The sequence below is a fragment of the Nitritalea sp. genome, assembly GCF_054166705.1.
The window spans coordinates 13779-27862 of record NZ_JBSZCV010000021.1 but is presented as its reverse complement, the minus strand read 5'-3'; the positions used below and the strand labels follow the sequence as shown (position 1 = coordinate 27862).

At 51.3% G+C, this 14084-nt stretch carries 13 protein-coding genes; 9 read left to right on the top strand and 4 right to left on the bottom strand.

The annotated features are described in order from the left end of the window. Nucleotides 1–90: 90 nt before the first annotated feature. Nucleotides 91–1257: a PQQ-dependent sugar dehydrogenase gene (locus ACXIT9_RS14070; RefSeq protein ID WP_458056881.1), complete on the bottom strand. Its 1167-nt coding sequence runs from the start codon at nucleotides 1255–1257 to the stop codon at nucleotides 91–93. Between the two features lie 139 nt (nucleotides 1258–1396). On the opposite strand from ACXIT9_RS14070, the gene ACXIT9_RS14065 reads away from it, so the two are divergent. The 4 genes from ACXIT9_RS14065 to ACXIT9_RS14050 all read left to right on the top strand — a co-directional run bounded on the left by ACXIT9_RS14065 (nucleotide 1397) and on the right by ACXIT9_RS14050 (nucleotide 4564). Further along, nucleotides 1397–2515, top strand: a complete 1119-nt coding sequence (locus tag ACXIT9_RS14065) for a sugar phosphate isomerase/epimerase family protein (protein ID WP_458056880.1) — start codon at nucleotides 1397–1399, stop codon at nucleotides 2513–2515. Nucleotides 2516–2618: 103 nt separating this feature from the next. Next, nucleotides 2619–3386 (top strand): NRDE family protein, encoded by a 768-nt coding sequence (locus tag ACXIT9_RS14060; RefSeq protein WP_458056879.1) that lies wholly within the window; start codon nucleotides 2619–2621, stop codon nucleotides 3384–3386. A 35-nt stretch (nucleotides 3387–3421) separates the two neighbouring features. Beyond that, on the top strand, nucleotides 3422–4414 hold the full coding sequence (locus tag ACXIT9_RS14055) for a YpdA family putative bacillithiol disulfide reductase (protein WP_458056878.1): 993 nt from the start codon (nucleotides 3422–3424) through the stop codon (nucleotides 4412–4414). Further along, the gene (locus tag ACXIT9_RS14050; protein ID WP_458056877.1) at nucleotides 4415–4564 is read left to right on the top strand and encodes a hypothetical protein; all 150 of its coding nucleotides are present in this window, start codon (nucleotides 4415–4417) and stop codon (nucleotides 4562–4564) included. 27 nt (nucleotides 4565–4591) lie between these two features. Here ACXIT9_RS14050 and ACXIT9_RS14045 read toward each other — a convergent pair whose 3' ends face one another. Next, nucleotides 4592–5650, bottom strand: a complete 1059-nt coding sequence (locus ACXIT9_RS14045; protein ID WP_458056876.1) for an NAD(P)H-dependent glycerol-3-phosphate dehydrogenase — start codon at nucleotides 5648–5650, stop codon at nucleotides 4592–4594. Next, on the bottom strand, nucleotides 5628–7328 hold the full coding sequence (locus tag ACXIT9_RS14040; RefSeq protein ID WP_458056875.1) for a 1-acyl-sn-glycerol-3-phosphate acyltransferase: 1701 nt from the start codon (nucleotides 7326–7328) through the stop codon (nucleotides 5628–5630). The genes ACXIT9_RS14045 and ACXIT9_RS14040 overlap by 23 nt, the downstream gene beginning before the upstream one ends. A gap of 182 nt (nucleotides 7329–7510) precedes the next feature. Between ACXIT9_RS14040 and ACXIT9_RS14035 the strand changes: the two genes are divergently transcribed. Continuing rightward, nucleotides 7511–8485: a polyprenyl synthetase family protein gene (locus ACXIT9_RS14035; protein ID WP_458056874.1), complete on the top strand. Its 975-nt coding sequence runs from the start codon at nucleotides 7511–7513 to the stop codon at nucleotides 8483–8485. Between the two features lie 132 nt (nucleotides 8486–8617). On the opposite strand, the gene ACXIT9_RS14030 is transcribed toward ACXIT9_RS14035, so the two are convergent. Further along, nucleotides 8618–9865 (bottom strand): TlpA disulfide reductase family protein, encoded by a 1248-nt coding sequence (locus ACXIT9_RS14030; RefSeq protein WP_458056873.1) that lies wholly within the window; start codon nucleotides 9863–9865, stop codon nucleotides 8618–8620. 373 nt (nucleotides 9866–10238) lie between these two features. On the opposite strand from ACXIT9_RS14030, the gene mraZ reads away from it, so the two are divergent. Genes mraZ through ACXIT9_RS14010 form a run of 4 tightly spaced genes read left to right on the top strand, consistent with a single transcriptional unit; the run spans nucleotide 10239 to nucleotide 14084 of the window. Continuing rightward, nucleotides 10239–10673, top strand: a complete 435-nt coding sequence (gene mraZ / locus ACXIT9_RS14025) for a division/cell wall cluster transcriptional repressor MraZ (RefSeq protein ID WP_458056872.1) — start codon at nucleotides 10239–10241, stop codon at nucleotides 10671–10673. A gap of 3 nt (nucleotides 10674–10676) precedes the next feature. Next, nucleotides 10677–11591, top strand: a complete 915-nt coding sequence (rsmH, locus tag ACXIT9_RS14020) for a 16S rRNA (cytosine(1402)-N(4))-methyltransferase RsmH (protein ID WP_458056871.1) — start codon at nucleotides 10677–10679, stop codon at nucleotides 11589–11591. Then, nucleotides 11584–11985 carry an FtsL-like putative cell division protein gene (locus ACXIT9_RS14015; protein ID WP_458056870.1) on the top strand — a complete coding sequence of 134 codons (402 nt, stop codon included), beginning with the start codon at nucleotides 11584–11586 and terminating at the stop codon, nucleotides 11983–11985. The genes rsmH and ACXIT9_RS14015 overlap by 8 nt, the downstream gene beginning before the upstream one ends. Then, the gene (locus ACXIT9_RS14010) at nucleotides 11985–14084 is read left to right on the top strand and encodes a penicillin-binding protein (protein ID WP_458056869.1); all 2100 of its coding nucleotides are present in this window, start codon (nucleotides 11985–11987) and stop codon (nucleotides 14082–14084) included. Before ACXIT9_RS14015 ends, ACXIT9_RS14010 begins: the two co-directional genes overlap by 1 nt.

The window sequence follows — 14084 nt, the reverse complement described above, 5'->3', positions numbered from 1 at the left end:
AATCAACCGTGGGCACAATTGGGAAAACGGTCATAAAAAAAGCTGGCTTCAGAAAGCCAGCTCAAATTTAAACCAATTTTTTCTAAAAAATCAAATTTCTACAGGAAGTAGCTTGATTAATAGCCCGGTACCTTCTACTAGAGCGTACAAATAGCCATCTGGGCTCTGTGCCACCTGGCGCACCCGACCGATACCGTCTAAAAGCTTCTCTTCCCCCACATAGTCGGTTCCATTCAGCTCCACACGTGCCACCTGCATGCCGGCTAAGCCTGCTACCAGCATATTCCCTTTCCATGCAGGATAGCGGTCAGAAGTGACCATGGCCATGCCGCAGGTCGCGATGGAAGGCACCCAGTAGGTTACTGGCTGCTCCATGCCTTCACGCTCGGTTTCTTCTGTGAGAATGGTGCCGTCATAATTAATGCCGTACGAAATGGTCGGCCAACCGTAATTTTTCCCTTTTTCGATCAGGTTTAGCTCATCGCCACCTTTTGGACCATGCTCCACCGCCCAGAGACGCCGCGTTTCGCGATCGTAGACCATGCCCTGTGGATTTCGGTTTCCGTAGCTCCAGATCGAGGCTACCGCACCCTCTTGGCCCACGAAAGGATTATCCTCTGGAATACGGCCATCATCGTGGATACGATGGATTTTCCCATGGGCATTATCCAGCTCTTGCGCATTTTCTGGACGTGAGCCTTTGTCGCCATTTGCGAAATACAAGTAATTCTCTTCATCGAAGACGATGCGGCTTCCAAAGTGGCGCCCCCCTTTCCATGCGGGATAATTGACATAAATTTCTTCTAGATCCACCAAGTTCAGGCCGTCCAGCTTGGCACGAGAAATGACCAGTACACCGCCGTCTTCCTCATCACGAGCATAGGCCAGGTATACCCAGCCGTTCGTTTCGAAATCGGGATGCAGCGTGATGTCTAACAGGCCGGCCTGATTTACATGGTGTACGGCAGGCACACCACCGAGCTTTTGGCCCGTGTAGCTGTCATTTTCGAAAACCAAGATATCTCCCCTGCGTTCCGTCACTAACATTTTGCCGTCAGGCAACCAGGTCACTCCCCAGGGATGCTCGAAATCCTGATACAGCGTATCTACTTTAAACGTCATTTTATCCGATACCGTCGCGAAAGCCAGTTGTTCCGTACTTCCCTGTCCCTCCGCCTGAGGCTCTCCCGTACAGGCTGCTCCGAAAAAAATCAGTCCAGCGAGCAAGAGATTGAGGTGGTGTTTGTTTGTTTTCATGCGTTTCGTTTTATTTTTAAAAGATATTCTCGACCTTAAAGGTTTATCCGTTCACGTAATACTTGTGTTGCGCCTAGGCGCAAAGTTCGGGCCATAGCCCGCTTTCTATTTCATGTATGTACAAACAAATATAACAAAAATGAATCAAATCTGGCTCATGACCTCTGCCTTCGACCGCCTCAGCCTGCAGGAGCTCTTGCCACTGGCACAGGAAATCGGGGTGCAAGGCTTGGACTTATGTGTTTTCCGTCGAGATGGGACGCGGGATGATTTCGTGGCCACGCATCTGGACTATGGGGACTTCGGACCCGAGGAGGCAGCACGACTTATCGAGCAGTTTAATGCCCATCGGCTTCGTTTATCTTTAGGGGCTTTCGATAACCTCATCGGTGGACCGGAAGAAACGCAGCGGGCCAACCAAAACCATCTTCTTCGCCTGATTCGCCTGGCGCACCTGTTGGGAGGCGATGAGAATGATGTAAAGGTGGGCACCTTCGTCGGGTATAATCATGCGCTCGGGAATACGGAAGGAGGCTTCGAAAAGAACCTGCTCGCCTACCAGCGCATCTTCACGCCGATCATTCGCTATGCCGAGGATCTGGGCGTGACCATCCTTTATGAAAACTGCCCGATGGAGGGTTGGCGTAGTGCAGGACAGGCGCATACGTTTAATAACTTATCAGGTGTTTTGGCGGCACGCCAGCTGATGTACTACCTGATCGATAGCCCGAACCATGGGGAAATTTATGATCCCAGCCATGATGTCTGGCAGCATACAGACCCCTGCGCAGTCATTCAGGCCACAGACCCTGCGCGGCTGCATCGTATTCATGTGAAGTCGACCCGCAAGCAGTCGGACCCTTTTTGGGGTAATATGTACCCGCGTCATGCCATCCCTGCTGACTGGATCCGTGCGCTGGGATTACCAGACAGCACGAATCCCTGGGACCGTCATCATTATGAGGCTACCCTTCCCGGCTTCGGCTTAGGAGATGATATGGACTGGCGAAGTTTTCTTCAAGTGCTTCAGCAAAAAGGATTTAGCGGTCCTTTCGAAATCGAAAACGAAGCTAAGTTGTCCAAGCAGACCGGGGTTCATGCCGCCATCGTGCAGGGCTGTAAAGCCACTGTTCAGAATTTAGCCCCCTTGCTGTACCCTCTTGGTGAGGCTGGCTATCAGTATCCTGCGGAGGCCGTGGCACCTTTGCGCCAGCTGAAGCGAAAAAACATTCCGGTAGTTCAGATGAAAGACCTTTAAGCATTAGGGCCTGTTTTCCTCGAAAGGGAGGCGTGCTTTAACGAATTTTACATGTGGAAATGCTGAAAATGTCGTACTTTACGGTCGTTCTATCACTCTACCCATGTGTTTAATCGGATTTAAGTGGCGAAATCACCCGGGCCACTCCCTTGTGCTTGTAGGAAATCGGGATGAATTTTTCGATCGGCCCACGCAGGCGCTGCACCGCTGGCCTTCTGGAATGTATGCGGGTAAAGACCTGAAAGCAGGTGGAACCTGGATGGGTTTCCACCCGAATGGGCGTTTCGGTTTTTTAACGAATTACCGGGATCTGAGGCGCCCGGTTCAGGATGCGCTGACGCGCGGCGACTTGGTACGTGATTTCGTAGAAGGAACCTTAGCCCCGGAAGCCTATTTACAGCGCATCGCTCAGCGGCAGGAGCGCTATGAAGGGTTCAACTTGATCGTCGGCACACCCGAGGGGCTGTATTATTTTTCGAACTATGGCAGCGAGATTCAGCGCCTCGCTCCTGGAACCTATGGCTTGAGTAATGGGCTGTTAAACAACAGCTGGTCGAAGGTCACGCAGCTTCAACAAGACTTGGAGGCGCTCCCTGAAGAGGTTTATTTGGAAGACCTCTTGCAGCTGGCAGGGGGCCAAAACTTGGATCCCGACGCTTTACTCCCGGACACAGGGGCCAGTTTACACCAAGAGCGTCAGCTTTCGGCACAGTTTATCCGCCTCGATGATTATTATGGCACCGTGAGCACCACCGCGCTTTTATGGCGGCAGGATGGCCAGGTGGAGCTCGTAGAGCGTGCTTTTTTAGCGCAGCAGACCCGTATTCAGGAGGTTAGTATTCGCTTTCAGGTGGAGAAAAGCCCTTCTTGATCGGAACTTAGTACGCGAAAAGCTGTTGCTAAATTATGGAAAAAACCTTTGTTGAAGTCCTCATCATCGGGGGAGGGCCGATCGGGCTCGCTTGTGGAATCGCCTGTGAAGAGCATCAGCTGGAGTACCTCATACTCGAAAAAGGGGTGCTGACGAACTCTCTTTACAACTACCCGCTGAACATGACTTTTTTTTCTACCTCAGAGAAGCTGGAGATGGGCGGGGTGCCTTTTATGTCTGTCAGCCATAAGCCTACGCGTACGGAGGCGCTGGAGTATTATCGTCGTGTAACAGAAAAGTGGCGGCTGCGGGTGCGCTGCTATGAGGAGGTTTTGCGCCTGAGGCGCAATGAGACCGAAACTTTCACCGTATCCACCTCCAAAGGGGTCTATGAGGCTCGAAATCTTATTTTGGCCACGGGATTTTACGATCTCCCGAACCTGATGGAGGTCCCGGGGGAGGACTTGCCGAAAGTGACACATTATTATAAGGAGCCCTGGCCCTACATAGGGCAGCGCGTGCTCGTGGTGGGTGCAGGAAATTCTGCCGTGGATGCTGCACTGGAAACCTACCGCAAGGGGGCGCAGGTTAGCATCGTTCTCCCGGGAGAGGGCATCGATGAAAACGTGAAGTACTGGGTCAAGCCCGACATCGAAAACCGAATTAAAGAGGGGTCGATCCAGGCCTATACCCAAAGCCGCGTGAAGGAGATCCATGCCGAGGAGGTCGTGCTCAGCACCCCGGAGGGAGAGGTACGGGTGCCAAATGATTTTGTGCTGGCCATGACAGGGTATCGCCCTAATTTCGCCCTGCTGGATCAGTTAGGGGTAGAACTCTCTTTAGATGAAAAGCGTCAGCCCTGCTTCGATCCGGATAATCAGGAATCGAATGTCCCCGGAGTATATCTCGCAGGCGTGGTCTGCGGTGGCCTGGTGACACGGACGTATTTTATCGAGAATTCCATCGTGCACGCCAGCCAGATCGTGCAGCATATTCTACAGAAAAAGGGGAAAAGTGCTGCGGGCTAAATGTCACGTGTAAACGGGCAATGCCGCTTCCTACGAAAGACTCCAGGGGTGGTGAACTCTCATTCTTGCAGCATTAGGGGCTATATGGCGCTAGCGGGTTTCGTCGTGGAGGGCTTTAGAACCCGGAAGGTGGTGGTGGCTGCTCTTTAAAGCGCTAGGAGTCTTCACACAAAGAGTTTACAGGAAGTCTACATCTACGCTGAAGGGATACTTCATCAGGTACTGCAGGGCATCTTCTATGGGGAGCTCCTCGAAGAGCACTTTATAGAGGTTTTCGGTGATGGGTGCGCGCAAGCCATTCCCTTGAAGAAAAGCCTTGATGAGCCGTATCGTATTGATGCCCTCCGCCACTTCCTCCATGCTGGCGATGATGTCCGGCAGTTTTTCGCCCTTCGCTAGACGATAGCCTACCGTGTAATTTCTGGAGAGGTTCGAGCTGCAGGTTGCCACGAGATCGCCGATGCCGGCCAGCCCCATAAACGGTTTTACCCCTCCGCCGAGCGCATTTCCGAGGTAGATGAGCTCCACCATGCCTCTGGAAATTAGGAGGCCACGCGCATTTTCGCCCAGCCCCATTCCCTCTAAGGCGCCAGCCGCGATGGCGATGATATTTTTAAGCACCCCACTCAGCTCTACTCCGATGATGTCAGCATTTCCGTAGACCTGAAACTTATCGGAACGGAGCAGGCGCTGCCCCTCTAGTATGACCTCATTGTATTTACTGGCGATTACGGTGGCGGCGGGCTTTCCTGCCATCAGCTCACGCGCGAGATTAGGGCCGGCGAGGCAACCCACCCGGATCACGACGGTTTCTTCTAGGATAACCTCACTCATGGTGCGCATCTGATTGCGGCTGATTTTAGCGATTTCTTTTAAGGTTTGCCCGGGGGGCAAGTTTAATGCCAGCCCTTTTGTGCCATGGATGATGCGATGATAGGGGTGCAGAAAAGGCGCAAATGACCGTGTCACCTCTGTGAAAGCAGCTGAGGGAATCATAAAAAAAAGCGTCTCGCAGCGCTGGCAGATGGCCTCGATGTCTTGTGTGGCCCTCACCTCTGGATGAACCGGCAGGGAACCATTTAGCTGCTGGGAATTGATCTGCTCCACCACCTCGGGGCGGCGCACATAGGCGAGCACCTCCGTTCTTTCGGCTAGATTATTGGCGATAGCCGTTCCGAAACTACCCATACCGATAACGCCGATGGGTTTAGATTTAGAAGAGCTTGTGGAGTTCATATCCCTGAAGTCTGTTGTGGTAGAAATAAAGTAAAGAAAGGTCTTCGGTAACAATTTGACCGGCAGCATCTCGGATCAGTGGACGCTTAGCGTGGTACATGCCCACATTATCGAGGCCATGTGCGATGATGGCATCTAGTTCTCTGTTCAGGTGCGGAGCCATGTGGATTTTCCCTGCTGCCTTTAGCTGTTTTATTTGCGCCAGCACACGTCCCACTGCTTCTTTAAAGGCCGCATAATCGAGGCTGATGTCTTCTTCTGGCAGGCGCAGGACGCTGTAGAGGTCCATTTTTTTATTTGCTTTTCGGATCAATTGGAAAGCGGTAAACGCCACGATGTGGGAGCTGAAGACGCGATTGTTAATATGGAATTCTTCCACGATGCGGCGGCCTAGGTGGTAGGTATATTCCTCTTCTCGCTGTTCGTCTCGGTTCACCTTTCCATTCGCCATGAAGTAGTCGGAGGTTTCGATTTCCCTGCCGGTGCGGTCCAGGCTTTTGCCCTCGGCGGTCACATAATTCCCCAAGACATCCATGGCGCGGCCTACCGAGACAGAGATGTCCGACCCCTTGGTGAAGAATTTTACTAAGAACTTCGAAATCTTATAGGAGGTGCTAAACTCGTCAGCCTCTTCATAGTAGCGTTCCTGTCCGGTTCTGGAAAGGTGTTCTTTTATCAAAGAGGGTGCTTCCAGCACAAAGTGGTAGTTAATCGTGACGGGCACGATAAAAATTTTCCCGCCTACGTCGGTCTTCCCCCGTTCATAGTTGATACGCTGTGCTTCAATGGCTGTGCCCAGAAGGCCGAGCTTGAGTTTCGACTCGATTTCTCCACTTCGGGAGCGTGTACCGCCGGGGAAAAATAGGCTGTGGACGCCCTGCTGCATGGCCATCGAGGAGTAGCTTTTAAGCGTCTCGATGTAAGGTTGATTTTTTTTCCTGCGGTCTACCTTATAGGCCCCGAGCGCATTCATAAAGTAGGCGAAAATCTGAATGTTAAAGAGGTTGAGCCCTGCTCCGTAGATAAAGGGGGGCAGCCCGAGGACAGAGATGATCCAGCCGATTAAGATGCTGTCTAGGTTCGAAAAGTGTGTGGGCACCATGACGATGGTTCCTTTCCGGGCCAGCTGTCGAAGCTGGTCGGTTTCTCCGATGATTTGAATTTTATCCTGTAGCGTAAACTGATTACTGAAAAGCGAGCGGATTCCTTTAACTCGCGCCGCGTTTAGCAGTCGGGCAAAGCCGAAGGTGACGATCCGGCGTGTCAGCTTATAATGCGTATGTTTAAAGTTGGACGCTATTTCCTCGGCATAGCGCATGGTGATTTCCTCGAGGATGCTCGTACAGCGCGCCATTCTATCGGCACGGCTGAGGCTGGCACTTTCCGCGGTGAGCTGTACCAAGCGTGACTTTACCCCATTCCAGAACGCATAATCGTCCTCAGGGTCGACGACCCAGGGGTTTTGCTTGATGCGCATTTTTTCTCTGTAGAGCGTCGTTTCTAATTCTTCCTTTAATAGATCGGGATTGTTACCGGTCAGCTGGAGGAGTGCATTTTTGCTGGCTTGGGCGACAGCTAAGACAAAAGCTTTACGCTCTTTACTAAGTTTGACGACGGGCCATTCGTCTTTTTCGGGTAGAATCGGCTCGTAGCGGTGTTTGATGTACGCGTCTGTCAAGGCGGTTCGAGGTTTAAAAACAAATATAGGGAAATTTTTGTGTCCTTTTGGCAGGTACTGCCGCCCAATTCTACCAGAAAAACAAAACGATTTAGGCTAAGGGGCGTTATGCATAAGAATTAAACGATGAATGGTTTTGTCTAAGGTGGAAACCGTAGTATTATTGCAGCTGAATTACCCATATGAAACCCGACCTTAAACAAATACAAGCGCCTATCGCTGTGGAAATGGCGGAATTTGAAAAAAAATTCCGTGACTTTATGAAAAGTAAGGTCAAGCTGTTAGACCACATCACGAATTATATCGTGAAGCGGAAAGGCAAGCAGATGCGGCCCATGTTCGTATTTTTGACGGCAGGTACCAGTGGGCAGATTTCAGATGCGAGCTTTCGCGGTGCGGCGCTTATAGAGCTTTTGCATACCGCGACGCTCGTGCATGATGATGTGGTGGACGACGCGAACTACCGCAGAGGTTTTTTTTCGATAAATGCCTTATGGAAGAATAAGATAGCGGTCTTAGTGGGCGATTATTTACTTTCCAGGGGCCTTCTTCTGAGTGTAGAAAATAAAGATTTCGGTCTTTTAGAAATCGTCAGCACGGCGGTGCGTGAGATGTCGGAAGGTGAGCTCCTGCAGATCGCAAAAGCACGAAAATTAGATATCACCGAAGACGTTTATTACACGATTATTCGCCAGAAGACGGCGAGTTTGATCGCGGCTTGCTGTGCCGTGGGGGCTCAAACCTCCGGAGCCTCAGAAGAGGAGGTGGAGCGGATGCGGCATTTCGGTGAGAAAATCGGGATGGCCTTTCAGATTAAGGACGATCTTTTCGACTATGGGGACGATGAAATCGGTAAGCCGGTAGGAATTGATATTAAAGAAAAGAAAATGACGCTACCGCTAATTTATGCTTTGCAGCAGGCATCGTGGTTAGAGCGTAAAAAGATTATCCACCTCATCCGCCATCGAAATGAAGATAAGAAAGCGATTAATGAGGTGATCGGTTTTGTGAAAAATTCGGGGGGCTTGCGCTATGCCACTGAGGTGATGAATCGCTTTTATGAAGAGGCGATGGAGATGCTAAAAAGTTATCCTGAGTCTAGTTATAAGACCTCCTTAGCGGGACTGGTGGACTACACTATTTCGAGGAAAAAATAAAGGAGAAGGTCCCTTTTCCGTTGGTTTTGGCCGGCAGGCCAAAGGCGACAGCGGGTCCATCTAAAAAAAAAGAGAAGAAGCAATAGCCCCTTCAGGTGCCTATGATAGGTCTGAGGGGGCTTTTTTTATTTTTTACTCTGCGAGCAGTCGCTGTACGAAGGCCTCATGCTGCTGGGTCCATGCGGTGTAAAGCTCGCCTGTTCCCGGTCCGCTGAAGCCGGTGTGGATTTTGCGCACGCGGTGCTCCCGGTCCAGGTAAATAAGGGTGGGAAAGGCGATCACGGCGGAGAGCTGCGGCAGTTTTTCGGCTGCTTTTTGCTTGTTCGATTCCCCGGCGATCAGGAAGGGGAAGTCGGCTTGAAAACGTTCTTTACTTTTTTTCACACGTGCTGCCGCATAGTCGAAATCATCCTTTCGTTCGAAGGCTAGGGCGATAACGGCCACATCCTTTTCCTCTTGTGTTTTCAGCCAGGAGGCGAGGTAGGCAGTTTCATCCATGCAGTTTGGGCACCAAGAGCCAAAGAGAGTGACGAGCACGACCTTATTCGCAAATTCAGGGTCGGAGAGAGAGACAGGGTTCCCTTCCAGATCTGGAAACGTAAATTGCAGTTGCTCCTCACCTTCCCGAAGCTGGGTGAGGGAGTCTGCATCCGGGAGCTGGAAATCTGCATCGCGTGTGGCGGAGTAGGTTTCTTTATAAGTAGGTCCTGAGCGAAAAGTTCCGGTGAAGCTCTGGCTGTCGCGGAAATTTCCTTCGAAGTAAAACAGGTGGCTTCCATTAAAGGTGCTCAGGCGGAAGGCATCTCCTTCTACGCGTCCTTCCAAGAAGCGGTAATCGCCTAGGGCGGTCAGGAAGGTGCCGGTGAGCAAGCTGCCTTTTTGGTCCAAGAGGGCGATGGCCTCGTAGCTGCTGCCGTTTTCATGGCGAAAGGTGACTCGGTAGCGTCCGGAGAAATCGACAGAGGGGCTAAAGTTTACAGGAAAGCGTGTGTCCGCTTCCTGCTTGGCTCGAGCACGGAATGGCCAGCTGTATCCGGGGACGTCGTATTTTGTGAAGCGTCCGCGCAGCGTACCGTCAGCCTGTGGGGCCAGGTGGATGCCGGCATCGAAGACTCCCATGGTGATGACTAAGCTATCTCCTTGCTGTTCAAGGCGATCTAGGAGAAGTCTTTCCTCCGCATTGTGGGCGTACACAAGGGTGCCGTCCGCTGTGGTTTCGAATTCCAGTTCGAAGGGTAGGCTATGTTCGGGCATATCGATATGAGCCAGCCAGTGGCCAGCTAGGGATGCAGTGGCCTCCTCTTCCGTTTGATGTCCCATGGGGGAGCAGCTGAAGAGAAGGACAAAAGATCCTAAGAGTAGTGTCCAGATTTTTTTCATGTGGTTAGGAATTAGTGGGGTAAAAGTACGACAAAATTTTTTTCTAGATTTCAGACTTTTTTTTTGAGGAAAGATCCTTCTGCTAAAGGGGTGAAAATCAGGGGAGAGGTCCGGTGAAGTCTGCGGTGTGAGCGGGAAATAAGCGGGATTTGCCAAATTTTATATAGGTATTTTTAAAACGTAAAAGGTAAGTTGCTGTAAACCAAAGACCCATGATCGGGTAGAGCCCGATGTTTTCGGGGTGAAGTGTTGTAAACATTTATGAAAATGCCTACTTTTAATAAAAAGTGGAGACTTATGGCGAAGTGTGGTGGTAAGTGTCGAGGCTTTTTGTAATTTTGTAGACAGGATTCAGTTTTGATTTTAGATGGGGATGTTTAACAGCCAGTATGATTGTAAGATCGACGCGAAAGGGCGCATGGCATTGCCGGCCAAGATACGGTCGGCGATACCGGAGTCGAATGGCGCCGAGTTGTTCTTGCGTTGTGCGGTAGATGGTTGTTTGACACTTCTGACACAGCTGGAGTATAAGAAGCTCCAGAATCAAGTAAATGCGCTTTCGGATCATCATCCGGAGACGCGCAAGATTAAGCGGAGTTTTTTCGCGAATGTAAGTGAGGTGGAAATGGATTCTGCGGGACGGATTTTAGTTCCGAGGGGATTTTTAAGTTTCGCTGGACTGGAGAAAGACGCGGTGGTCGTCGGGGTGGGCAGTTATGTGGAAATTTGGAACCCTGAGCGATACAGGGAGCTAGTTTTTGAGGACCCGGCGGACTTATCTGAATTGATGCAAAAATACCTTTCATAGGCGATGAGTACATACGATTATCATGTTCCAGTAATGCTTCAGGCATGTATGGAGGGCTTGGCTATACGCCCTAGTGGCCTTTATGTGGACGTCACCTTCGGCGGCGGCGGACATTCCCGTGCCCTTTTGGAGCGCTTAGACGGAGGTCATCTGTATGCCTTCGATCAGGATCCTGATGCGGTAAAAAATAGTCCTGAGGATGGGCGCTTCACGCTAATCGAAGCGAACTTTAGAGACATTAAGAAATACTTGCGTCTATACGGTGTACGTCAGGTGGATGGCTTGCTGGCGGATTTAGGGATCTCTTCGCACCAGATCGATGAGCCGGAGCGTGGGTTTTCGACTCGCTTCGAGGGGCCGCTGGATATGCGCATGAGTCAGCAGGGCACGCTCACGGCCGCCCAGGTGCTAAATACGTATGAGGAAGGGCAGCTGCATCGCCTTTTTGGTATTTATGGAGAGGTGAAGAATGCTAAGACACTTGCCCAGGCGATCGTGGCACGGCGTGCGGATCGGCCTTTTGGAGATAGTGCTGCTTTTAAGGAATTCTTAGAGCGCTTTGCCCCCCGGGGCAAACAATTTAAATATTACGCCCAAGTGTACCAGGCGCTGCGGATAGAGGTGAACGATGAGATGGGAGCGCTAGAGGAGCTTCTGCTGGCCTGTGTGGATCTGATCAAGCCTGGGGGACGTCTCGTCGTGATGAGCTACCACTCGCTGGAAGACCGCCTGGTGAAGCACTTTATGGCAAAAGGTAAATTTCATGGAGAGGTGGAAAAGGATTTTTACGGAAATCTGCAGCGGCCTTTCGATCCGGTGCTACGTAAGGCGCAGACAGCCGATGCGGCGGAGTTAGCGGTGAATAACCGAGCACGCAGCGCCAAGCTGCGGGTAGCAGAAAGGAGGGCAGATGGCTAACACCTTTCGAAAGCCGATCCCGACGAAGTCCCAAGGGGGAAGCCAAAAGCCGAAAAAGCCGGGCAAAAGCTTATTTGGCTGGCTGGAGTCTACCTTTAATGTACGCCCGCTTTTTGGGGAAGGTATCCCGGCGGGCTTGGTAGTCCCCTTCTTGTTTTTTGCGCTGCTGGCATTCCTGTATATCTACACGAATTACCGGGCAGAAAATTTAGTGCGCGAGATCGCCCGCTTGCAGACGCAGGTGGATAATCTCCGGGTGGACGTGACCACAGAGGAGGCGAATTATCTGCTTCATCTGAAACAGTCCGAATTAGCGAAAAGGCTGGAACCGCTGGGTTTAGTAGAGATTAGTCAGCCGCCGATAAAATTAGAACGAAAACCAAAAGCCAACTAGTGAATATCAAACAAAATATCGTCATCCGTGTCCGCATCGCCTTTACGCTTATCGCCCTTGTGGCGCTGGTGGTGGTGTATGCCATGGTGAAGTTGGCGGTATTCGATGCTGAGCAGTGGGAGGAGGCGTCCATCTATCGGCAGATTCAGGAGCGTGAAATCAAGGCTACCCGCGGAAACATTTACGATGCGCAGGGGGCTCTTTTGGCTACTAGCCTACCTTTTTATCGACTGGCCATAGATCCAGTGCAGGCTTCGGATGCGCGTTTTTATGCCTCCATAGATTCCCTTTCGTTCCTGCTGGCCCGCCGCTTCGGAGACAGATCGGCACTGGGCTATAAGCAGCTCATGGAGCAGGCACGCACGAAAGGGAACCGCTTTTTATACCTCAGCTCGAAAGAAATCAGTCATCATGAGCTGCAGACCATTAAAACATGGCCCCTTTTCCGTGATGGCAAATATGGTGGGGGCTTTATTCCTACTAAGGAGGAGCGGAGGTATAAGCCCTTCGGGCAATTGGCTTCGCGCACCATCGGCAATGTTAGTGAGTCCGGTCATAGTGTCGGCCTGGAGGCCAGTTTCGATACCTTTTTAGCAGGGGTGAACGGGAAAGGCTTCTTCCAAGCGCTATCCGGCGGCGTGCTGCGCCCGGTATCCCATGCGAATGAAGTCAAGCCGGAGGATGGCTATGATATTTTCACCACCTTAGATGTGAACATTCAGGATGTGGCGGAGGCGAGTCTGCTTCGCCAGTTGAAAGACCGTAATGCACGCTTCGGGTCGGTCATCGTAATGGAGGTGCAGACGGGACATATTAAGGCGCTTGTGAATTATGAGCGCAAGTCACCGGGAGTGTATGTGGAGTCTTATAACTATGCTGTCGGCGATCAAGGGCTCACGGAGCCAGGCAGTACCTTTAAGCTTTTTTCGATGCTGGCGCTGCTAGAGGAGAAAAAGGTCTCGCTGCAGGACAAAGTGGAGACAGGAAATGGGACGCATCGCTTTTATGACCGCACGATGCGGGATGTAAAAGTGGGTGGATATGGCGAAATTACGGTTCAGGAGGCATTCGAAAAGTCTTCGAATGTAGCCATTTCGAAATTGGTGGATCAGCACTTTGGGCATCAGCCCAAACGCTTCACCGGCTACCTGGAAAAATTAGGCCTGGACCAGCCGATCGGGTTTCAAATGCAAGGGGAAGGGGTCCCTTATGTGAAGACACCTGGAACGAAAAACTGGTATGGTACCACGCTCCCTTGGATGTCGATCGGGTATGAGCTGCGCTGGAATCCGCTGCATACACTGATGCTTTATAATGCAGTGGCGAATCAGGGTGTGATGGTGAAGCCGATGATCGTGCGAGCTGTGGGGCGTGGAAATGAATTTGAAGAAATTTTCCCTACGGAGGTTTATCGTAAACGAATCGCTTCGGATAAGACGATCAGAGACTTACAAGTTCTTCTGGAGGGGGTGGTCGAAAATGGTACGGCACGGAACATCCGGCACGCGAGCTATAAAATTGCTGGAAAGACGGGAACGGCACAAATCTTGGAAAACGGGAGCTACACGCGGAAATATTACGCCTCCTTCGCGGGCTACTTTCCTGCTGATCAGCCGCGCTACAGCGCCATCGTGGTAATCGACAGTCCGGAAGGACTGCATGCCTATGGAGGAGATGTTTCTGCACCTGTTTTTAAAGATATCGCAGATAAAATTATGTCGCAGGATCTAGAGTTGAACACACGCCGCTTTCAAGGAGCCCTGGCAAATGTTGGGGATTTCCCTGTAATTCAGGGAGGCGCTTATCAGGGGATTCGCGAGGTGACGGAGCGCCTAGCCCTTCCGGCAAGACCGTTAACGGAGGAAGTGGATTTCGTACATACTGCCCTGGCGGGCAATCAGATCGTCTATCGCCGAGGTGATGACAACCTTTCCGACCTGATACCGGATGTGATAGGCTTCCCTCTCCGGGATGCCTTGTATGTATTAGAAAATAGAGGGCTTTCCGTGCAGTATACAGGTAGTGGTCGTGTAAAACGGCAGTCTATCCCTGCAGGGACTTCTTGTGCAGGGCAGACGATACAATTAATTCTAGAGTAG

Excerpts from the sequence above, each read along its gene's own strand:
- ACXIT9_RS14065 (WP_458056880.1), top strand. The coding sequence starts at position 1,397 with ATGAATCAAATCTGGCTCATGACCTCTGCCTTCGACCGCCTCAGCCTG.
- ACXIT9_RS14060 (WP_458056879.1), top strand. The coding sequence starts at position 2,619 with ATGTGTTTAATCGGATTTAAGTGGCGAAATCACCCGGGCCACTCCCTT.
- ACXIT9_RS14050 (WP_458056877.1), top strand. The coding sequence starts at position 4,415 with ATGTCACGTGTAAACGGGCAATGCCGCTTCCTACGAAAGACTCCAGGG.
- ACXIT9_RS14045 (WP_458056876.1), bottom strand. The coding sequence starts at position 5,650 with ATGAACTCCACAAGCTCTTCTAAATCTAAACCCATCGGCGTTATCGGT.
- ACXIT9_RS14070 (WP_458056881.1), bottom strand. The coding sequence starts at position 1,257 with ATGAAAACAAACAAACACCACCTCAATCTCTTGCTCGCTGGACTGATT.
- rsmH (WP_458056871.1), top strand. The coding sequence starts at position 10,677 with ATGAGTACATACGATTATCATGTTCCAGTAATGCTTCAGGCATGTATG.
- ACXIT9_RS14030 (WP_458056873.1), bottom strand. The coding sequence starts at position 9,865 with ATGAAAAAAATCTGGACACTACTCTTAGGATCTTTTGTCCTTCTCTTC.
- ACXIT9_RS14015 (WP_458056870.1), top strand. The coding sequence starts at position 11,584 with ATGGCTAACACCTTTCGAAAGCCGATCCCGACGAAGTCCCAAGGGGGA.
- ACXIT9_RS14035 (WP_458056874.1), top strand. The coding sequence starts at position 7,511 with ATGAAACCCGACCTTAAACAAATACAAGCGCCTATCGCTGTGGAAATG.
- mraZ (WP_458056872.1), top strand. The coding sequence starts at position 10,239 with ATGTTTAACAGCCAGTATGATTGTAAGATCGACGCGAAAGGGCGCATG.
- ACXIT9_RS14055 (WP_458056878.1), top strand. The coding sequence starts at position 3,422 with ATGGAAAAAACCTTTGTTGAAGTCCTCATCATCGGGGGAGGGCCGATC.